General features: G+C 66.1%; 2 protein-coding genes (1 of these 2 cut by a window edge). Both read left to right on the plus strand.

What is annotated here, in order from left to right; translation table 11 throughout:
* Nucleotides 1–12,018 carry a non-ribosomal peptide synthetase gene (locus QGN32_RS15645; RefSeq protein ID WP_442791713.1) on the plus strand — a complete coding sequence of 4,006 codons (12,018 nt, stop codon included), beginning with the start codon at nucleotides 1–3 and terminating at the stop codon, nucleotides 12,016–12,018.
* A protein-coding gene (locus QGN32_RS15650; RefSeq protein ID WP_326545272.1) for a non-ribosomal peptide synthase/polyketide synthase crosses the window boundary here: on the plus strand, nucleotides 12,015–23,845 show its 5' portion. 18,691 nt of this gene lie beyond the right edge of the window; 11,831 of the gene's 30,522 nt are visible here — the first part of the coding sequence; it begins with the start codon at nucleotides 12,015–12,017; the stop codon falls past the right edge of the window. Before QGN32_RS15645 ends, QGN32_RS15650 begins: the two co-directional genes overlap by 4 nt.

A 23,845-nucleotide genomic window follows, 5' to 3' on the forward strand; every position in this document is an offset into this window, starting at 1 on the left:
ATGGAACTTGCTGACCAGGCGCTGCCGGTGACACGCGGCCAACTGGAAATATATCTCGCACATGAAACGGGTCACTCCGGCACGGAGTGGCACGTTGGGCTATTCGTCCGAATCGGGGGCGCGGTAGATCGAGATGCCCTCGAGTGGGCGATCCGCCGAGTGGTGCGCGAGGCCGAGCCGCTTAGGGCTGCCTTCTTCGAGGAAGACGGGCAGGTTTTCCAGCGGGCGGTCGACTACCCGCAGGTCGAGCTGGCCTATTTCGACCTGAGCGGCTCGGACCAGCCCGTTGAGCATGCCCGCGAGATAGCGTCGTCGATACAGCGCACACCTATGCCGTTCACCGGCCCCCTCTTCAAATTTGCGTTGTTCCAGACACGACTTGACGAATTCTACTTCTTCGGATGCTGCCACCACATAGTCCTCGACGGATCCGGTATTGCCCTGGTCGGCAATCGGATTGCGACTGTCTACTCGGCAATCATCTCTGGGGAACCGATTTCCCCCGCCCTCTTCGGTTCATTACGAGATCTGGTCGAGTGCGAATCAAACTACGAAGCGTCCGACGACTATCTCGAAGATCAGGCTTACTGGACCGAGAATCTTCCGACGGTGGCGCCGCAGAATTACCGAATCCCCCGGGCGGTAGGCGAGGCCGATCCGTTCTGGCCGTCAGCGTCGGTGCGATTGGACCCCGCAGTCCTTCGTCGAGTGCACGGGTTATCCGACGCGCGGAGCCTTCCGCGATCATCCGTCATCACCGCTGCGTGCGCGCTCTTGGTGCGTGGGTGGTGCGCTGAAGGGTCCGAGTTGGTGCTCGACTTCCCGGTCAGCAGACGAGTCAGCCCAGAGTCGAAGACCCTCCCCGGGATGGTCGCGGGAATATTGCCACTGGTGTTGACGGTGTCGCCAGGAGCACCGATTGCCGAATTCTGTGAGCATGTCGACGCGCGTATCCGGGAAGCGCTGGAGCATCAGAGGTTTCCGGTCGACGCTCTTGAGCGTCAAGTCAACCCCCGTGACCCAGGGCAGCTCGCTAATAGGGTGAGCGTCAATTTCCTCCCGTCTACGTTCGCTCTGGACTTCGGTGGTGCGCCAGCAGTTGCGTCGTTGACCAACGCCGGCGTGGTCGGCGGCCTGGGCCTTGTCTTTTCTGGTGCCGGTGACGAGCTCTATCTCAGCACAATGGGTGCAGCACAACAGCTTCCAGATTTCGACGCCGTCGATTTCGCAAAGCGGTTGGAGCGGGTATTGGTGGCGATGACTGCCAACCCGACGGGTGCGTTGGGGTCGGTGGAGGTGCTTGGCGGCGCCGAACAGGCCTGGCTGGATCAGGCTGGCCACCGGGCCGTGTTGGCCGAGTCCGTGAGCGCGGTGTCGATTCCGGCGCAGTTCGCCACCCAGGTGGCGCGTGCCCCGCAAGCAGTCGCGTTGGTTTGTGGAGAGCAGTCGTGGACGTATCGCGAGCTCGATGAGGCGTCCAACCGGCTGGCGCATTTGTTGGCCGACCAGGGCGCAGGCCCGGGAAAGTCTGTGGCGCTGCTGTTTTCGCGCTGCGCCGAGGCGATCGTGGCGATCTCGGCGGCACTCAAGACCGGTGCCGCCTATCTACCCATCGATCCGGTGGTCCCGGCGGCGCGGATTCGGTTTATGTTGGAAGACGCCGAGCCGATCGCCGTGGTCACCACTGGAGAACTCGCCGAGCGGCTCGATGGCTGCCAGGCGGCGGTGATCGACGTCGACGACCCGCGCATCGACACCTATCCGTGCACGGGTTTGCCCGGTCCGGCGCCGGACGATGTTGCTCACATCATTTACACCTCAGGGACCACCGGCGTTCCGAAGGGCGTGGCGGTCACTCACCAGAATGTGACTCGGCTGTTCGATGAGCTCGATGTGGGTGTGGAGTTGGCGCCGGGGCAGGTGTGGACGCAGTGTCATTCGCTTGCCTTCGACTATTCGGTGTGGGAGATCTGGGGTGCGCTCCTGTTTGGGGGCCGTTTGGTGGTGGTGCCCGAAGACGTGACCCGTTCGCCGGCCGATCTGCACACGTTGCTCGTCACCGAGAAGGTCACCGTGTTGAGCCAGACCCCGTCGGCGGTCGGGATGTTGTCGCCGGAGGGATTGGAGTCGGCGGCGCTGATGATCGCCGCGGAGCCTTGCCCGGCTGAGGTGGTGGATCGGTGGGCGCCGGGCCGGGTGATGATCAACGGCTACGGCCCGACCGAGACGACGGTGTACGCCACAATCAGCGCTCCGCTGGTGCCGGAGTCGAGGGACGTGCCGATCGGTGCACCGGTGCCCGGGGCGGCGTTGTTCGTCCTCGATGGTTGGCTACGACCCGTGCCGACCGGGGTGGGTGGTGAGTTGTATGTGGCCGGCCGTGGCGTCGGGGTCGGTTATGTGCGGCGCGAAGGGTTGACCGCCTCGCGGTTTGTGGCCTGCCCCTTCGGCGAGGCTGGGGCGCGGATGTACCGCACCGGGGATCTGGTGCGGTGGCTCCCCGATGGGCAACTGGACTATTTGGGGCGTGCCGACGAGCAGGTCAAGATCCGCGGCTACCGGATCGAACTCGGCGAGATCCAAACCGCACTGGCGGGGCTGGCGGGCGTCGAGCAGGCGGTGGTGATGGCCCGCGAGGACCGCCCCGGCGACAAGCGGTTGATCGGCTACATCACGGGGACCGCAGACCCACACGCGCTACGCGCCGAACTTTCTCAGCGATTGCCGGCATACATGGTGCCGGCGGCGGTGATGGTGCTGCAGGCGCTGCCGTTGACGATCAACGGCAAACTGGACAAACGGGCCCTGCCGGCACCTGATTACACCGATGGCGACGGTTACCGCGCCCCGGCCAGTGCCATCGAGGAGATTTTGGCGGGCATCTACGCCCAAGTGCTGGGCGTAGAGCGGGTCGGGGTCGATGACTCGTTCTTCGACTTGGGCGGAGATTCGTTGTCGGCGATGCGCGCCATCTCGGCGATCAACACAGGCCTGGACGTCGACCTTGCGGTGCGGACCTTGTTCGATGCGCCGACGGTGGCCCAATTGGCGCCTCTGATCGGCGGGGAGGCGGGTCGGCGTGAGCCGTTGGTCGCTGGTGCGCGGCCCGGGGTGGTGCCGTTGTCGTTCGCCCAAAGCCGGATGTGGTTTCTGGACCGCTACGAAGGTGGGGTTGCGACCTACAACATGCCGACCGCGTTCCGGATCACCGGGGCGCTCGATGTGGATGCGCTGGACGCGGCCCTTGATGACGTGATCGCCCGTCACGAATCGCTGCGCACCATATTCCCCGATATCGACGGCGTGCCGTTCCAGCAAGTGCTGCCGGCGGAGGCGGGGATGTGGCGGCGCGGAGGCGCGGCGGTGGTGTCGGTAGCGGAGCAGGACGTGGCCGACGAGTTGGCGGCATTGGCGGGATATCGGTTCGACTTGGCAACCGAGATCCCGATTCGGGCGCGAATCTATGCGCTGGGCCCTGAGCGGTACGTACTCGGAATCGTGTTGCACCACATCGCTTTTGACGGTTGGTCGATGGCTCCGATGGCCCGGGATGTGGGTGAGGCGTATCGGGCGCGGCGACAGGGCCAGGCGCCGGGGTGGGCGCCGCTGCCGGTGCAGTACGCCGATTACACACTGTGGCAGCAGGGTTGGTTGGGTGACGAGTCTGATACCGACAGTGTGATCGCCGCGCAGTTGGCCTACTGGCGCCAGAACTTGGCCCACTTGCCCGAGGTGGTGTCACTGCCGACGGATCGACCACGTCCGCCCGTGCCCAGTTACCGCGGTGACGCGGTGGAGCTTCGCATCGACTCGCACGTGTGGGCGGGGGTCAAGGCGTTGGCGGCGGCGCACAACGCGACGCCCTCGATGGTGGTGCAGGCCGTGGTGGCGGTGGTGTTGCACCGCGCCGGAGTCGGTGAGGACGTCGCCATGGGCACCCCGATCGCGGGGCGCTGGGATGCCGCCCTCGACGAGTTGGTCGGGTTTTTCGTCAACACCTGGGTGCTGCGGGTGGGGGTGAACTCGGCGCAACGATTCACCGACGTTCTTGAGCAGGTGCGGCAGAAGGCGCTGGATGCCTACAGCAACCAAGATGTGCCGTTCGAGTTGTTGGTCGAGCAACTCAACCCAGTGCGTTCCACGTCGCACCATCCGCTCTTCCAGGTGGCCACGGCCTTCCAGAACAACGTGCGTCCCGAAATTGCGTTCGACGGGGTCAGCGTCGTGCCGTTGTCGGTGGACACCCGCACTGCCAAGTGGGACCTGGAGTTCGAGCTGCGGGAAATGCCCAGCGGGGACTCGACCGCACCGTTCGAGCTGAGGGAGATGGCCACCGACGACGGGGCTGCGCCGATGGCCGCGGGATTGGTTTCCTACGCCACGGATCTGTTCGACCGGTCCACCATCGAGCGGTTGGTTGGCTGGTTCAGGCGGGTCATCGATGCGGTGGTGGCCGATGACTCGGTGGTGATCGGCGAAGTGACGTTGCTGGATCGCGACGAGCGTGATCTGGTGTTGTCCCGCTGGTCGGGTGCCGGGAAGGCCGCGGCTGTGGGAGTCTCCCCCGAACTGTTGGCTGCGGCGGTGGCCGCCGACCCGGATGCCGTGGCGGTGACCGATGGCGCGCGAACTGTGTCGTATCGCGAGCTCGACGAGTGGTCGACGCGGTTGGCGCGGGTGTTGATCGAGGCCGGGGTCGGTCCGGAGCGCGCGGTGGGCGTGGCGATGGATCGGTGCATGGAGTTGGTGGTCGCCTGGTGGGCGGTGGCCAAGGCCGGTGGGATCTACGTGCCGGTGGACCGCACCCATCCGGTAGACCGCATCGCGGCGGTGTTGGACACGGTGGGTGCCGTGTGTGTGCTGTCCTGTGGCGTCGAGACGGTGGCCGCGACCGGCGGGCGTCCCGTTCTGCGCGTCGATGCGCTGGATGTGTCGGGGCGCCGGGCCGATCCAATCACCGATGCCGAGCGGCTCGCGCCGCTTGAGGTGAACACCACCGCCTACGTGATCTTCACCTCTGGGTCCACCGGAGTGCCGAAGGGGGTGGCGGTCAGCCACGCCGGTCTGTTGGGCGTGGCCGCGGCACACCGTGAGAAGTACGGATTGGGCTCCGATGCGCGAGTGCTGATGGTGGCCGCGCCGACCTTCGACGCGTCGGTCTTCGAATGGCTGTTGGCAGTGGCCTCGGGGGCGGCGTTGGTGGTCGCGGGCGCCGATGCTTATGCCGGCGAGGCGTTGACCGCGGTGCTGCACGATCAGCATGTCACTGCGGCGCTTCTCACCCCTACGGTGCTGGCATCGCTGGATCGGACCCGGCTCGCCGGGCTGACGACGCTGATCACCGGAGGCGAAGCCTGTCCGGACCAACTGGTCGCTGCCTGGGCCCCGGGCCGGGCGATGTTCAATGCCTACGGACCGACCGAGGCCACGATATGGGCCACCTGCAGTGCGATGTCGGCGGATCGGCCGGTGGACATCGGCGCCCCCATCACTGGAGTGTGTGCGCTCGTATTGGACGCGCGACTGTGCCCGGTGCCGGTCGGTGTGGTGGGTGAGTTGTATCTGGGCGGGCCAGCGGTGGCGCACGGCTACGTGGGTCGCGCGGGCCTGACCGCCGAGCGGTTCGTCGCCAACCCCTACGGCGACGTCGGCGCCCGCATGTATCGCAGCGGGGATCTGGTGCGCTGGACCGCGGCGGGCACCCTGGATTACCTGGGTCGAGCGGACGCCCAGATCAAGCTGCGTGGACAGCGCATCGAACTGGGCGAGATCGAGAACACCTTGCTGGCTTGCCCGCAGGTCATCCAGGCTGCGGCTGCGGTGCATCACAGCGACACCGGCGCTGATCATCTCGTCGCCTATGTGGCGTTGGAGCAAACCAACAGCGCGGACCATGACGCCGAGATCGTCGATCAGTGGCAACACATTTACGACGAGCTCTACGACGCAGACGTCGAAGTGCCGGGGTTCGACATGGATTTCCGCGGCTGGAACAGCAGCTACACCGATGAGCCCATTCCGCTCGAGCAGATGGAGGAGTGGCGGTCGGCCACCGTGGAACGGATCCTGGCGCTGGCACCACGGCGGGTATTGGAGATCGGCGCGGGGTCTGGCTTGGTGTTGTCACAGCTCTGCCCGGCCTGTGTCGAGTATTGGGCGACCGACTTTTCCGCGCCGACGATCCAAGCACTGCAGGCCGCGGTCGCTGGTCAGCCGTGGGGAGACCGGGTGCGGTTGCGGACCCAGCCCGCCCATGTGGCCGATGGCTTGCCCGAGGGCCATTTCGATGTGGTCCTGCTCAACTCGGTGGTCCAGTACTTCCCCGGCGCGAGCTACCTGCGCGACGTAATGGCAGTCGCGATGCGGTTGCTGGCCCCCAATGGCTCGCTGTTCATCGGCGATGTGCGTAACCACCACCTGCAGGGTGCTTTCCAGACCGCCATCGCGCTGGCGCGTACCTCGGGTACCGATGCCGCCGAAATCCGCCAACGCGTCCAGCGCGCGATGCTCGGTGAGCCCGAATTACTGCTGGCGCCAGAGTTTTTCACCACCTGGGCCGCCGACGAGCCGTCGGTGGCCGGACTGGGCATCGAAGTAAAACGCGGAGTGGCCGACAATGAACTGACCCGCTACCGCTACGACGTCACCATTCATAAGTCTCCAGCCACGGTTCGCTCACTCGCCGGCCTTCCCACCTGGCCGTGGATCGATTGCGCCGGGCTCGCTGGGCTGAAGGACGAGTTGACGTCGCAACGTCCCTCCGCTGTCCGCATCAGCGAGATCCCGCGCACCGGGCTGATTGCCGATGTGCAGGTCGAGCAGGCGCTGGCCGCCGGGCTCTCCGTTGGCGAGGCATTGGCTAAAGTCGACGCGGGCTCCGAGAGCGTTATCCCCGAACAGTTGCATCACCTCGGTGAGGCCACCGGATACGACGTCGCGGTCACCTGGGGCGCTCAACCCGGCACGCTGGACGCAGTGTTCATCACCCCCGCCGATGCCGGGAACTCCCCTGCGCTGACCGATCTCTATGTGTCTCCCGCCGGCGCTCACCATCGCAGCACGCACGCCAACGACCCCCGCACCAACGCGAAAATCAGTGTGGTGCGCCAGCATCTGAGCACGCGGTTGCCCGAGTACATGGTGCCGACGCAGATCCTGGTGCTCGATGAGTTCCCGTTGACTTCCTCGGGCAAGATCGACCGGAAGTCCCTGCCTGCACCGGTGTTTGCCGCCACACCGTTCCGGGCGCCGCAGACCGACACCGAAAAAGTCGTTGCCGGGGTGTTCGTCGAGGTTCTCGGGCTCGATCAGGTCGGGCTTGATGACGATTTCTTCGCGCTGGGGGGCGATTCTCTGATCGCCATCCGGGTGAGTGCGCGGCTGCAGGCGGCGTTGGGCAGAGAAGTGCCTGTGCGATACCTGTTCGACGCGTCCACCGTCGGGGATCTCGCCGATCGTCTGCAGCGAAATCGCGGCGGTGCTGCGCGCCCGCCGTTGGAGGTGATGCCGCGCTCGGAGCGGGTGCCGTTGGCGTTCGCCCAGCAGCGGTTGTGGTTCATCGACCAGATGCAGGGACCCTCAGCTCTTTACAACATGGCGGTCGCGTTGCGGCTCGCCGGCCGCCTTCACGCCGACGCGTTGGGGGTGGCGCTGGCCGATGTGGTGGGCCGCCATGAGAGCCTGCGCACACTGTTTGTGGCCTCAGAAGGGGTGCCGCAGCAGGTGGTGGTGCCGATCGAGCGGGCCGAATTCGATTGGCAGGTGGTCGATGCCACCGGCTGGTCTGCGGGCCGGATGGAGGAAGCCATTGGTGCGGTGGCACGTCAGCCGTTTGATCTGGCGAGCGAAATTCCTTTGCGAGCAAAGCTTTTCCGCGTCGCCGAGGACGAGCACGTGCTGGTGGCGGTGGTGCACCATATCGCCGCTGATGGCTGGTCGATCACCCCGCTGGTTGCCGACCTGGGCGCGGCCTATGCCAGTCGGTGCGCGGGGCAGGCCCCGGATTGGGCGCCGTTGCCGGTGCAGTATGTCGATTACACACTGTGGCAGCGCCGGTACCTGGGTGATCCGGCCGATGCCGACACCCCGTTCGCGGTGCAGCTGGCCTACTGGGAGCAGGCGCTGGCCGGGATGCCCGATTGGCTGCAGTTGCCTACCGATCGACCCTATCCCCCGGAGGCCGATTTCCGCGGCGCCAGTGTAGAGGTGCAGTGGTCGGCCGAGTTGCAGGCACGGGTGGATCGGCTGGCTCGCGACCACAACGCGACCAGTTTCATGGTGATGCAGACGGCGTTGGCGGTGCTGTTGTCCAAGGTCAGCGGGAGCACTGACGTGCCGGTAGGGATCGCCAGCGCTGGACGCGGGGACCCCGCCCTGGACTCGTTGGTCGGATTCTTCGTCAACACGTTGGTGCTGCGGATGGATCTCGCCGGAGACCCGACCGTCGCCGAGCTGTTGGCCCAGGTGCGCCAGCGCGGTTTGGTCGCTTTCGAGCATCAGGATGTGCCGTTCGAGGTGCTGGTGGATCGGCTCAACCCGACCCGCTCCCGTACCCATCACCCGCTGGTCCAGGTGATGCTGGCCTGGCAGAACCTGCCCTGGCGCAGCAGCGATCCCGCCGCCGGGCTGACTCTGGGTGACGTGCAAGTGACCCAGTTGCCAGCGGAAATCCAGGCTGCCCGAATGGATCTGACGTTCTCTCTGGCTGAGCGGTGGAGTGCGGCCGGGGAGCCGGCGGGGATCGGCGGCACGGTGGAGTTCCGCACCGATGTGTTCGACGCGGCCAGCATCGAGGTGCTGATCCAGCGGTGGGAGCGGGTGGTGGTGGCGCTCACCGCTGATCCGACCCGGCGGCTGTCGTCCATCGATGTGCTCGATGCCGGTGAGTACGCCCGTCTGGATGAGATCGGTCACCGTGCGCTGTTGACCGAGCCGGTGAACGCTTCGGTGTCGATTCCGGTGTTGTTCGCCGCGCAGGTGACGCGAACCCCGGAGGCGGTGGCGTTGACCTTCGGAGACCGCTCGATGACCTACCGCGACTTGGATGAGGCGTCGAACCGGTTGGCGCATCTGTTGGCCCGCCATGGGGCGGCCCCGGGTGATTGTGTGGCGCTGCTGTTTCCGCGATCTGCTGATGCGATCGTAGCTATCTTGGCGGTGTTGAAGACCGGGGCGGCCTATCTGCCGATCGACCCGCTTTTCCCGGAAGCCCGGATCGAATTCATGCTCGCTGATGCCGGACCGATCGCCGCGGTCACCACCGCGGGGTTCGTTGACCGGTTCAACGGACACGACCTGTTGGTGATCGATGTCGATGATCCCGCTGTGGAGTTGCAGCCGCACACCGGATTGCCGGTGCCGGCGGCCGACGATATCGCCTATCTGATTTACACCTCGGGCACCACGGGTGTGCCCAAGGGGGTGGGCATCACCCACCATAATCTGGCCCAGCATCTTGACTCGCTGGGTATTGGCCTGGCCGCCGGGCAGGTCTGGTCGCAGTGTCACTCATATGTGTTTGACATGTCGGTGTGGGAGATCTGCGGCGCGCTGCTGCTTGGGGGGCGGCTTGTGGTGGTGCCCGAAGAGGTGGCGGGCTCTCCGGAGGATTTCCACGATTTGCTGGTTGAGGAGCAGGTCAGTGTGCTGACCCGAACCCCGTCGGCAGTCGGGGCGCTCTCCCCGGAGGGGTTGGCGTCGATGGCGTTGATAGTGGGTGGTGAGGCCTGTCCCGTTGAGCTGGTGGACCGCTGGGCTCCGGGGCGGACGATGGTCAATGCCTATGGCCCGACCGAGACGACGGTGTATGCGGCGATGAGTGCGCCGTTGACGCCGAACTCCGGTGTGACACCGATTGGTGCGCCGGTGTCGGAGGCGGCGTTGTTCGTGCTCGATGGCTGGCTGCGTGCGGTGCCGGTCGGAGTCGTCGGTGAGTTGTATGTGGCCGGTACCGGCGTCGGGCTGGGTTATATACGCCGGGCCGGGCTGACCGCGTCGCGGTTTGTGGCGTGTCCGTTCGGAGGTGCGGGGGCAAGGATGTATCGCACCGGGGACCTGGTGCGATGGAGCGCTGACGGACAGTTGCAGTACCTGGGGCGCACCGATGAGCAGGTCAAGATCCGTGGGTATCGCATCGAACTGGGCGAGATCCAGGCGGCGCTCGCCGCAGTCGACGGCGTGGAGCAAGCGGTGGTGATCGCGACTGAGGACCGCCCAGGCGACAAGCGCTTGGTGGGTTATATCACCGGCGCAGCCGAACCCGCCGAAGTGCGCGCGCGGCTGGCCGAGCGGCTGCCGGCCTATATGGTGCCCGCGGCGGTCGTGGTGATCGACGCGTTGCCGTTGACGGTCAACGGCAAACTGGACAAGCGGGCTCTGCCCGCACCGGAATACACCGCTGGTGACTACCGGGCCCCGGCCGACGCTGTGGAGGAGATCCTGGCCGGCATCTACGCCCGGGTCCTGGGGCTCGAGCGGGTTGGTGTCGACGACTCGTTCTTCGATCTGGGTGGGGATTCGCTGTCGGCTATGCGGGTGATCGCCGAGATCAATGCGAGCCTGAGCGCCGAGGTTTCGGTGCGCGTCTTGTTCGAGGCGCCCACGGTGGCCGAGTTGGCGCCCTGCGTCAGCGAGCAGGCGGGACGGCGTGCGCCGTTGGTGGCCGTTGAGCGGCCCGCGGTGGTTCCGTTGTCGTTCGCCCAGCAGCGGTTGTGGTTCGTGGACCAGTTACAGGGACCCACGTCGATCTATCACATCGCAGCCGCGATGCGGCTTGATGGGCGGCTTGACGCTGATGCGTTGGGGGCGGCGCTGGCCGATGTCGTGGGTCGCCATGAGACCCTCCGCACGTTGTTTGTGGCACCCGAGGGGATACCCCAACAACTCGTAATCCCCGCCGAGCGGGCCGATTTCGGTTGGCAGGTTGTCGATGCGGTTGGGTGGTCCGCAGACCGTGTGGATGAGGCCGTCGACGCGGTGACGTGTCATCCGTTTGATCTGGCGACCGAGATCCCTTTGCGGGCAAGGCTTTTCCGTATCGCTGAGGATCAGCACCTGCTGGTTATCGTCGCACACCATATCGCCGCTGATGGTTGGTCGATCACCCCACTGACGCGCGATCTGGATGCAGCCTATGCCAGCCGGTGTGCGGGGCAGGCCCCGGATTGGGCGCCGTTGCCGGTGCAGTATGTCGATTACACGCTGTGGCAGCGCGAGCAACTGGGTGAGCCCGATGATGTCGACAGCCGCATCTCTGCGCAGCTGGCCTATTGGGAGCAGGCCCTGTCAGGCATGCCAGAGCACCTGGATCTGCCCACCGATCGGCCCTACCCGCCGGTCGCCGATTACCGCGGCGGCATGGTGGAGGTCGACTGGCCGGCCGAACTGCAGGAGCGGGTGGATGCCGCGGCTCGCGAGCACAATGCGACCAGTTTCATGGTTTTGCAGGCGGCGTTGGCGGTACTGCTGTCCAGGATCAGCGCCAGCCCCGATGTGGCGATCGGGTTCCCGATCGCCGGGCGTCGCGACCCCGCACTCGATGAGTTGATCGGGTTCTTCGTCAACACTTTGGTGCTGCGGTTGGACCTGGCCGGGGATCCCACCGTCGACGAGTTGCTAGCCCAGGTGCGCCAGCGCAGTCTGGCTGCCTTCGAGCATCAGGATGTGCCGTTCGAGATGCTTGTGGACCGTCTCAACCCGACCAGGTCCCTGACGCATCACCCGCTGATCCAGGTGATGCTCGCATGGCAGAACCTTCCCGGGTTGGACAGCGGATCGGCGTCCAGGCTGTCTTTGGGTGATCTGCAGGTCACGACGCTGCCGGTGGGCAGCCAGACTGCTCGCATGGATTTGGTCTTTTCTTTGGGGGAACGCTGGACCGACGCCGGTGAGCGCGCCGGAATTGGAGGAGTTGTGGAGTTTCGCACCGATGTGTTCGATGCGGAAAGCATTGAGGGGCTGATCGACCGATTCCGGAGGGTGTTGGTGGCCATGACCGCCGATGCCGGACGGCACTCATGACCGCTGAGACTGGGCGGCGGTTGTCGTCGATCGATCTGCTGGATGCCGACGAGTACGCCCGCTTGGACGAGTGGGGGCACCGGGCGGTGTTGAGCCAGCCCTCGGTTGCGGTGTCGATTCCGGCGTTGTTTGCGGAGCAGGTGACGCGCGCTCCGGAGGGTGTCGCGATCCGCTGCGGTGAGGTGTCGTTGACCTATCGCGAGCTCGATGAGGCGTCGAACCGGTTGGCACACCTGTTGGCCGGCCACGGTGTTGGTCCGGGACAGTCTGTTGCGCTGCTGTTTTCGCGGTCTGCTGAGGCGGTCGTGGCGATCTTGGCGGTGCTCAAGGCCGGAGCGTCCTATCTCCCGATCGACCCGGTTTTTCCGGCGGCCCGGATCGGATTCATGCTCGACGACGCAGCGCCGATGGCAGCGGTCACAACCGGCGGTCTGGTTGATCAGTTCCGTGGACGCGACCTGCTGATCATCGACGTCGATGACCCCGCTGTCGACACGCAACCGGGCACAGGGTTGCCTGGGCCGGCTCCTGACGACATCGCTTACGTCATCTACACCTCGGGAACCACCGGTGCCCCCAAGGGGGTGGCCGTCACCCACCGCAACGTGACCCAGCAGCTGGATTCGTTGGATGCGGGCTTGCCGGAGGGGCAGGTCTGGACGCAGTGCCATTCCTATGCCTTCGACTTCTCCGTGTGGGAGATGTGGGGTGCGCTGCTGCATGGTGGACGACTGGTGGTGGTGCCCGAGGAGGTGACCGCCTCTCCGGACGACTTCCACGCCATCCTCGTCGGTGAAAAGGTCAGCGTGCTGACCCAAACGCCGTCTGCGGTGGGGGTTCTCTCGCAGGACGGCTTGGAATCGACGGCGTTGCTGGTGGGCGGTGAGGCCTGTCCGGTTGAGGTGATGGATCGGTGGGCGTCCGGGCGGGTGATGGTCAACGCCTATGGCCCGACTGAGACCACGGTGTATGCGGCGATGAGTGCGCCGCTGACAGCGGGGTCGGGAGTGGTGCCGATCGGTGCGCCGGCGTCGGGGGCAGCATTGTTTGTGCTGGACGCGTCGATGCGGCCGGTCCCCGCCGGTGTAATCGGTGAGTTGTATGTGGCCGGTGCGGGGGTCGGGGTCGGCTATGTGCGTCGGGCGGGGTTGACTGGGTCGCGATTTGTGGCTTGCCCGTTCGGGGCGCCAGGACAACGGATGTATCGCACCGGGGATCTGGTGCGATGGGGCACTGATGGGCAGCTGCGCTATGTGGGCCGCACCGATCAGCAAGTCAAGATTCGCGGCTATCGCATCGAACTGGGCGAGATCCAAACCGCACTAACTGGGCTGGAGGGCGTCGAGCAGGCGGCGGTGATCGCCCGTGAGGACCGTCCCGGCGATAAGCGTCTGGTCGGCTATATCACTGGGACCGCGGACCCGGCGCAGGTTCGCACCGCGCTGGCCGACCGGCTTCCCGCGCACATGATTCCCACGGCGATCGTCGCGCTCGACATGCTGCCGTTGACGTCCAACGGCAAATTGGACGCCCGCGCCCTGCCGGCGCCCGATTACACCGCCGGTGAGTATCGGGCCCCGGGCACTCCGACCGAGGAGATCCTGGCCGGCATCTACGCCCAGGTGCTCGGGCTTGACCGCGTCGGGGTCGACGACTCATTCTTCGACCTGGGCGGGGACTCGCTGTCGGCGATGCGGGTGATCGCCGCGATCAACAAGTCATTGGACGCCGGCGTCGCGGTGCGCACCTTGTTCGAGGCGCCCACGGTGGCCCAGTTGGCGCCCCGCATCGGTGACGAGGCGGCTCGACGCGCGCCGTTGGTGCCCGTTGAGCGGCCCGCGTTGGTTCCCTTGTCCTTCGCCCAAAACCGGATGTGGTTCCTCAACCGGTTCGAGGGTGGGGTGGCGACCTACAACATGCCGACCGCTTTCCGGATCAGCGGGCCGCTCGATGTGGAGGCACTCGGCGCGGCCCTCGACGATGTGATCGCCCGGCATGAGTCGCTGCGCACGGTGTTTCCCGACATTGACGGTGTGCCCTTCCAGAGGGTGGTGCCGGCTGAGCCGGGAATGTGGCAGCGCGGCGGCCCGGCGGTGGTGTCGCTGGCCGCGCAGGATATGGCCGGCGAGTTGGCGGCCTTGGCAGGGTATCGGTTTGATCTGTCGGCCGAGATCCCGATTCGAGCGCAGATCTATGCGGTAGGCCCGCAGCAGTATGTGGTCGGAATTGTGGCCCACCACATCGCTTTTGACGGGTGGTCACTGGCGCCGATGATTCGGGATGTGGGTCAGGCGTATGCGGCGCGGGTGCGGGGCCAGGTGCCCGACTGGCCGCCGTTGCCGGTGCAGTACGCCGATTACACACTGTGGCAACAGGATTGGCTGGGCGACGAGTCTGACCCGGACAGTGTGATCGCCGCGCAGTTGGCCTATTGGCGCGATGAGTTGGCCGGTCTGCCCGAGGTGGTGTCGCTGCCGGCGGATCGGGCGCGCCCGCCGGTGCCCAGTTACCGCGGCGACACGGTGGAGTTGCGTATCGACCCGCCGTTGTGGGCGGGGGTCAAGGAGGTGGCCGCGGCGCACAACGCGACGGCCTCGATGGTGCTACAGGCGGTCATGGCGGTGGTGTTGCACCGGGCCGGGGCTGGCGATGACGTGGCGTTGGGTGCGCCGATCGCCGGGCGAATGGATCAGGCGCTCGATGAGCTGGTCGGGTTTTTCGTCAACACCTGGGTGCTGCGGGTGGGGCTGAGCCCGGCGCAGCGGTTCAGCGAGGTGCTCGAACTGGTGCGCGGTAAGGCGTTGGATGCCTACAGCAATCAGGATGTGCCGTTTGAGTTGTTGGTCGAACAACTCAACCCGGTGCGTTCGACGGCGCATCATCCGCTGTTTCAGGCGTTGTTGGTGTTCCAAAACAATGTGCATCCGGACATGGCGCTCGACGGACTCGATGTCGAGGCGGTGCAGGTGTTCACCCGCACCGCGAAGTTCGATCTCGATATCGAGCTGAGCGAGGTAGCCACTGAGGACCCGAACGCGCCGATGGCGGCGGGGCTGGTGTTGTATTCCACCGATCTGTTCGACCGCTCCACCATCGAGCGGATGGTCACCTGGTTCGGGCGCGTCGTCGAGGCGGTGGTGGCTGATGCCTCGGTGATGGTCGGCGAGGTGGGATTGCTCGATCGCGGCGAGCGCGATCTGGTGCTGTCGAATTGGTCGGGGGCTGGTGTGGTCGCCCCGGTGGGGATGGCCCCGCAGTTGTTGTCCGCGGCGGTGGCGGCCGATCCGTATGCGGTGGCGGTCATCGACGGTGGCCGGATCCTGTCGTACCGCGATCTGGACCAGTGGTCGACGCGGTTGGCGCGGGTGCTGATCGAGGTCGGGGCGGGTCCAGAGCGCGCGGTGGGCGTGGCGATAGATCGGAGCGTGGAGCTGGTCGTGGCCTGGTGGGCTGTGGTCAAAGCCGGCGGGGTGTACGCGCCGGTGGATCGCACCCATCCCGTGGAGCGCATCGCTGCGGTGTTGGACGCGGTGGGTGCGGTGTGCGTGTTGACCTGTGGCGCCGACACGGTGGCCGGAGCCGGAGAGCGTGCGGTGTTGCGCATCGACGGTCTGGACGTGTCTGGGCGCAGCGCCGATCCGATCACCGATGCTGACCGGTTGGTGCCGTCGGGCGTCGCCGACACCGCGTATGTGATCTTCACCTCGGGCTCCACCGGTGTGCCCAAGGGCGTGACGGTGAGCCACGCTGGTCTGCTGGGTTGGACTGCGGCGCAACGCGATACGTTCGGGTTGAACGCGGATGCGCGGGTGTTGATGGTGGCTGCGCCGACATTCGATGCGTCGGTCGGCGAGATGCTGTTGGCGGTGGGCTCGGGGTCGGCGTTGGTGGTGGCGCCGCCGGGCGTCTATGCCGGGGAGGCGTTGACCGCACTGTTGCAGGATCAGCGGGTCGATGCGGCCATCTTGACCCCGACGGTGATCTCGACGCTGGACCAGAGCCGGCTCGACGGGGTCGGCACGCTGATCGCCGTCGGTGAGGCCTGCCTGCCGGAGTTGGTGGCCGCCTGGGCACCGGGTCGGCGGATGTTCAACGGCTACGGGCCTAGCGAGACCACGATCTGGGTGACTTGCGCGCGGTTGGTGGCAGGGCAGCCGATCGGTATCGGCGCCCCGATCCCCGGGGTGTCTGCGCTGGTCCTGGACGCCCGGCTGAACCCGGCCCCGGTCGGGGTCGTGGGCGAGCTGTATCTGGCGGGGCCGGCGCTGGGACACGGTTATGTGGGTCGGACGGAGTTGACCGCCGAGCGGTTCGTGCCCAACCCCTACGGGGGGCCGGGAGCGCGCATGTATCGCACCGGCGATCTGGTGCGCTGGACCCCGGTCGGCAACCTGGATTATCTGGGCCGCGCCGATACCCAGATCAAGCTGCGTGGGCAGCGCATCGAGCTCGGCGAGATCGAGAACACGTTGCTGGCGTGCCCGCAGGTCACTCAGGCCGCCGTCGCGTTGCACCACGGCGACACCGGTGCTCATCTGATCGCGTACGTCACCCTCGAGCACACCACCACCGCCGACCACGACGCCGAGATCGTCGAGGAGTGGCAACAGCTCTATGACGAGCTGTACGGCGCCGAGGTCGAAACACCGGAGTTCGGATCGGATTTTCGGGGCTGGAACAGCAGCCTGACCGATGAACCGATCCCGCTCGAACAGATGCAGCAGTGGCGCTCGGCCACCGTGGATCGCATCAGAGCCCTTAACCCACGCCGAGTGTTGGAGATCGGCGTAGGATCCGGACTGCTGTTGTCACAGATCGCCCCGCACTGTGAGCGCTATGTCGGTACCGACATGTCGGCCGTGGTCATTGAGACCCTCGCGAACTCGTTGGAGCACTTGCAGATCCCGTGGCGAGATCGGGTGCAACTGCTGGCCCAGCCCGCCCACGACAACGAGGTACTGGCGCAGGGCTACTTCGACACGATCATTCTCAACTCGGTCATCCAGTACTTCCCCAACGCGGAGTACCTTGCCGATGTCATCGACAACGCCTTCGAGTTGCTGGCGCCGGGCGGAACACTGTTTATCGGCGACATCCGCAACCACAACCTGCAGGGCGCATTCCAGACCGCGGTCGCGCTGGCACACACCACCACCGACGATGCCGCCGAGATTCGCCAGCGGGTGCAGCGCGCAATGCTTGGCGAACCCGAATTACTGCTAGCACCCGACTTTTTCAGCACCTGGGCCGATGAGCATCCGTCGGTGGCCGGACTGGACATCCAAGTCAAACGCGGCATGGCCGACAATGAGCTGAACCGCTACCGTTACGACGTCACCATCCACAAGACCCCAACGGCGGTGCGGTCGCTGGCGTCGGTGCCCAGTTGGGTGTGGAGCGACTGTGCGGGGCTGGACGGTCTGGAGGCCCGGCTGGGGTCGCAGCGTCCGGATGCGGTGCGGGTCACCGAGATTCCGCGCGCCGGGGTGATCAGCGACGTGCAAGTCGAACGCGGGTTGGCCGCCGGGCGGTCCGTCGCGGAGGCGGAGGCCGACGCCGCAGCGATCTCTGAGACGGTTGTTCCCGAACAATTGCATCGCCTCGGGGAAGCCGGCGGGTACCGCGTCGCGGTCACCTGGGGCGCCGATCCCGGCACCCTGGATGCGGTGTTCGTCGCCGCTGCTGTCGCCGAGCATGGTCCGGCGTTGACCGGGGTGTATGTGCCTGCCTCAGGGCGTGGGCAGCGCAGCAGCTATGCCAACGACCCCCAGACCAACACCAAAGTCGGTGCAGTGCGCCAGCGGTTGAGCGCGTGGTTGCCCGATTACATGGTGCCGAGCCACATTGTGGTGCTCGACGAGTTCCCGATGACTACCTCGGGCAAGATCGACCGCAAGGCCCTGCCTGAGCCGGTGTTCGCGGCCAGCGCCTTCCGGGCGCCGCAAACGGCGACCGAAAAGACTGTCGCCGAGGTGTTCGCCGAGGTGTTGGGCGTGGACCGGGTCGGCCTCGACGACGACTTCTTCGCTCTTGGCGGGGATTCTCTGATCGCCACTCGGGTCAGCGCGCGGCTGCAGTTGGCGTTGGGCCGGGAAGTGCCGGTGCGGTACCTGTTCGACGCCTCCACTGTGGCCGATCTCGCCGACTATCTGCACCGGCATCGCGGCGGGGCTGCGCATCCACCGTTGCAGGTGATGCCGCGTCCGGAGCAGGTGCCGCTGTCGTTCGCACAGAACCGGTTGTGGTTCCTCGACCAGCTGTATGGGCCGTCGCCGGTCTACAACATGGCGGTGGCCTTGCGGCTGAGCGGTAATCTTGATGCTGAGGCGTTGGGTGCAGCCTTGGCCGATGTGGTGGACCGCCACGAAAGCCTGCGCACCCTTTTTGCGACCGTTGACGGAATACCCCAACAGGTGGTGGTGCCCGCCGAGCAGGCCGACATCGGCTGGCAAATCGTCGATGCCAGCGGCTGGTCGGAAGACCAGCTGAGCGAGGCCGTTGGCACCGCAGTGCGTCACAGTTTCCACTTGGCGACCGAAATTCCTTTTTGGGCACGGCTTTTCCGGGTCGCTGAGGACGAGCATGTGCTGGTGGCCGTGGTGCACCATATCGCCGCTGACGGGTGGTCGATTGCTCCGTTGGTGCGTGATGTGGGGGTGGCGTATGCCAGCCGGTGTGCGGGGCAGGCCCCGGATTGGGCGCCGTTGGCGGTGCAGTATGTCGACTACACGTTGTGGCAGCGCGCGCATTTGGGGAGTATCGAGGATGCCGGCAGCCCGATAGCGGCGCAGTTGGCTTATTGGGAGCAGGCGCTGGCCGGGATGCCCGAGCAGTTGCAGTTGCCCACCGATCGGCCCTATCCGCCGGAGGCCGATTACCGCGGCGCCAGTGTGGAGGTCGCCTGGCCGGCGGGCTTGCACCAGCAGGTGGCACGGGTGGCCCGCGAGCACAACGCGACCAGTTTCATGGTGATGCAGGCGGCGTTGGCGGTGCTGCTGTCCAAGATCAGCGCGAGCACCGATGTGCCGGTGGGCATCGCGATCGCCGGGCGGCGCGACCCGGCTCTGGACGATCTGGTCGGGTTCTTCGTCAACACGTTGGTGCTGCGGGTGGATCTGGCCGGTGATCCCAGTGTCACGGAGTTGCTGGCTCAGGTGCGGCGGTCGAGCCTGGCCGCCTTCGAGCATCAGGATGTGCCGTTCGAGGTGTTGGTGGATCGGCTCAACCCGACCCGGTCGCTGGCTCATCACCCGCTGATCCAGGTGATGCTGTCCTGGCAGAACTTCACCGGGCAAGACTCCCCCGCCGCGCGGTTGGCTTTGCCGGGTGTGCAGGCCGCGCCGCTGGCGGGGGACACCCAGTCGGCCCGGATGGATCTGACGTTCTCGTTGGGTGAGCGGTGGAGTGCTGCGGGTGAGCCGGCGGGGATCGGTGGGACGGTGGAGTTCCGCACCGATGTGTTCGACGCGGCCAGTATCGAGGTGCTCATCGGGCGGTTGGCGCGGGTGTTGGTGGCGTTGACTGCTGATCCGGCGCGGTTGGTGTCGTCGGTGGATGTGCTTGATGTTGGTGAGCTGGCGGTGTTGCAGGGGTGGGGCAATCGGGCGGTGTTGACCGCGCCGGCCAGGATGGCGGTGTCGATTCCGGCGTTGTTCGGTGGGCAGGTCGCGGCGGCGCCGGAGGCGGCGGCGGTGACGTTCCAAGGTCGCTCGTTGACGTATCGCGAGCTGGATGCGGCGTCGAATCGGTTGGCGCATGTGTTGGCCGGTCACGGTGTTGGTCCCGGTGATGTGGTGGCGCTGTTGTTGTCGCGCTCGGCTGAGGCGATTGTGGCGATCTTGGCGGTGCTCAAGACCGGTGCGGCGTATCTGCCGATCGATCCGGCGTTGCCGGCGGCCCGGATCGGGTTCATGGTGGCCGATGCCGCGCCGATGGTGGCGATCACCACCGCCGATCTTCAGTCGCGTCTGGACGGGCATGAGTTGTTGGTCATCGATGTCGATGACCCCCGCATCGAGACTTATCCGGCGACGGGGTTGGTGGCGCCGGCCGGTGATGGTCTTGCGTATCTGATTTACACCTCGGGCACGACCGGTGTGCCCAAGGGGGTGGCGATCACCCATTCCAACGTGGTCGAGTTGTTGGGTTCGTTGGATGCCGATGTGGACCGTGGCGGGGTGTGGTCGCAGTGGCATTCCTATGCCTTTGACGTTTCGGTGTGTGAGATCTTCGGTGCGCTGCTCGGTGGTGGACGGCTGGTGGTGGTGCCTGAGGAGGCGACCCGTTCACCGGCGGACTTCTTGTCCTTGCTGGTCGCTGAGAGGGTCTCGGTGTTGAGTCAGACCCCGTCGGCGTTTTATGCGTTGCAGACCGCTGAGGGGTTGCAGCCGGAGCTGGGTTCGCAGTTGGCGTTGGACAGTGTGGTGTTCGCCGGTGAGGCGCTCGAGCCGCGGCGGTTGGGGACCTGGTTGCACGATCACCCGCAATTGCCGCGGTTGTTGAACCTGTATGGCACCACTGAGACGACGGTGCATGCCTCGTTCAGGGAGATCGTCGACGCCGATGTCGAGGCTGGCGTGAGCCCGATCGGGGTGCCGTTGTCGCATCTGGGCTTTTTTGTGCTGGATCAATGGTTGGCGGCGGCGCCGGTCGGGGTGGTCGGTGAGTTGTATGTGGCCGGTTCGGGGTTGGGGGCCGGGTATTGGCGCCGCGGCGGGTTGTCCGCGACGCGGTTTGTGGCGTGCCCGTTCGGGGCGCCAGGACAACGAATGTATCGCACCGGGGATCTGGTGTGCTGGGGTGCTGACGGGCAGCTGCGCTATGTCGGGCGTGCCGATGAGCAGGTCAAGATCCGCGGCTATCGCATCGAGTTGGGTGAGGTTCAGGCGGCGTTGAGCGCGGTGCCCGGGGTGGTGCAGGCGGTGGTGATCGCGCGTGAGGACCGTCCCGGCGATAAGCGTCTGGTGGGTTATGTCACCGGGGCGGTGGATCCGGTGCAGGTGCGCGCGCGGCTGGCCGAGCGGCTGCCGGCCTATATGGTGCCCGCGGCGGTGGTGGGCATCGAGGCGTTGCCGTTGACGGTCAACGGCAAACTCGACAAGCGGGCGCTGCCGGCACCGGAGTACTCCGATGTCGATTCCTACCGGGCTGCGAGTAATCCCACCGAGGAGATCTTGGCCGGTATCTACGCCCAGGTGCTCGGTGTGGAGCGGGTCGGGGTCGATGACTCGTTTTTCGAGCTGGGTGGCGATTCGCTGTCGGCGATGCGGGTGATCGCGGCGATCAACACCAGTCTGGATGCCGATATCCCGGTGCGGGTGTTGTTCGACGCCCCCTCGGTGGCGCAGTTGGCGCCACGCATCGGCGAGCAGGCCGGTCGGCGGGCCCCGTTGGCGCCGGTGCCGCGGCCCGCGGTCATTCCACTGTCGTTCGCCCAGAACCGGTTGTGGTTCCTCGACCAGCTGCATGGGCCGTCGCCGGTCTACAACATGGCGGTGGCGTTGCGGCTGAGCGGGAATCTTGATGCTGAGGCGTTGGGTGCAGCGTTGGCCGATGTGGTGGACCGCCATGAAAGCCTGCGCACACTGTTCCCGGCGCCCCAGGGCACACCCCAACAGCTGGTGCTGCCCGCCGAGCAGGCCGAGCCCGGGTGGCAGGTCGTCGACGCCGGCGACTGGTCGATGGACGAATTGCGCGCGGGCGTCGAGGAGGCGGTCCGCTACTGCTTTGATTTGGCGACCGAAATTCCCTTGCGGGCACGGCTTTTCCGGGTCGCTGAGGACGAGCACGTGCTGGTGACCGTGGTGCACCATATCGCCGCTGACGGGTGGTCGATTGCTCCGTTGGTGCGTGATCTGGGGGTGGCGTATGCCAGCCGGTGTGCGGGGCAGGCCCCGGATTGGGCGCCGTTGGCGGTGCAGTATGTCGACTACACGTTGTGGCAGCGCGCGCATTTGGGGAGTATCGAGGATGCCGGCAGCCCGATAGCGGCGCAGTTGGCTTATTGGGAGCAGGCGCTGGCCGGGATGCCCGAGCAGTTGCAGTTGCCCACCGATCGGCCCTATCCGCCGGAGGCCGATTACCGCGGCGCCAGTGTGGAGGTCGCCTGGCCGGCGGGCTTGCACCAGCAGGTGGCACGGGTGGCCCGCGAGCACAACGCGACCAGTTTCATGGTGATGCAGGCGGCGTTGGCGGTGCTGCTGTCCAAGATCAGCGCGAGCACCGATGTGCCGGTGGGCATCGCGATCGCCGGGCGGCGCGACCCGGCCCTGGACGATCTGGTCGGGTTCTTCGTCAACACGTTGGTGCTGCGGGTGGATCTGGCCGGTGATCCCAGTGTCACGGAGTTGCTGGCTCAGGTGCGGCGGTCGAGCCTGGCCGCCTTCGAGCATCAGGATGTGCCGTTCGAGGTGTTGGTGGATCGGCTCAACCCGACCCGGTCGCTGGCTCATCACCCGCTGATCCAGGTGATGCTGTCCTGGCAGAACCTTCCCGGTCTGGCCGATGACTCTGTCGTCGAGTCGACCTTGGGCGATCTGCAGGCCACGCCGCTGGCGGGGGACACCCAGTCGGCCCGGATAGATCTGACGTTCTCGTTGGGTGAGCGGTGGAGTGCTGCGGGTGAGCCGGCGGGGATCGGTGGGACGGTGGAGTTCCGCACCGATGTGTTCGACGCGGCCAGTATCGAGGTGCTCATCGGGCGGTTGGCGCGGGTGTTGGTGGCGTTGACTGCTGATCCGGCGCGGTTGGTGTCGTCGGTGGATGTGCTTGATGTTGGTGAGCTGGCGGTGTTGCAGGGGTGGGGCAATCGGGCGGTGTTGACCGCGCCGGCCAGGATGGCGGTGTCGATTCCGGCGTTGTTCGGTGGGCAGGTCGCGGCGGCGCCGGAGGCGGCGGCGGTGACGTTCCAAGGTCGCTCGTTGACGTATCGCGAGCTGGATGCGGCGTCGAATCGGTTGGCGCATGTGTTGGCCGGTCACGGTGTTGGTCCCGGTGATGTGGTGGCGCTGTTGTTGTCGCGCTCGGCTGAGGCGATTGTGGCGATCTTGGCGGTGCTCAAGACCGGTGCGGCGTATCTGCCGATCGATCCGGCGTTGCCGGCGGCCCGGATCGGGTTCATGGTGGCCGATGCCGCGCCGATGGTGGCGATCACCACCGCCGATCTTCAGTCGCGTCTGGACGGGCATGAGTTGTTGGTCATCGATGTCGATGACCCCCGCATCGAGACTTATCCGGCGACGGGGTTGGTGGCGCCGGCCGGTGATGGTCTTGCGTATCTGATTTACACCTCGGGCACGACCGGTGTGCCCAAGGGGGTGGCGATCACCCATTCCAACGTGGTCGAGTTGTTGGGTTCGTTGGATGCCGATGTGGACCGTGGCGGGGTGTGGTCGCAGTGGCATTCCTATGCCTTTGACGTTTCGGTGTGTGAGATCTTCGGTGCGCTGCTCGGTGGTGGACGGCTGGTGGTGGTGCCTGAGGAGGCGACCCGTTCACCGGCGGACTTCTTGTCCTTGCTGGTCGCTGAGAGGGTCTCGGTGTTGAGTCAGACCCCGTCGGCGTTTTATGCGTTGCAGACCGCTGAGGGGTTGCAGCCGGAGCTGGGTTCGCAGTTGGCGTTGGACAGTGTGGTGTTCGCCGGTGAGGCGCTCGAGCCGCGGCGGTTGGGGACCTGGTTGCACGATCACCCGCAATTGCCGCGGTTGTTGAACCTGTATGGCACCACTGAGACGACGGTGCATGCCTCGTTCAGGGAGATCGTCGACGCCGATGTCGAGGCTGGCGTGAGCCCGATCGGGGTGCCGTTGTCGCATCTGGGCTTTTTTGT

It is taken from the genome of Mycolicibacterium sp. ND9-15 (assembly GCF_035918395.1).
Taxonomy (GTDB): domain Bacteria; phylum Actinomycetota; class Actinomycetes; order Mycobacteriales; family Mycobacteriaceae; genus Mycobacterium.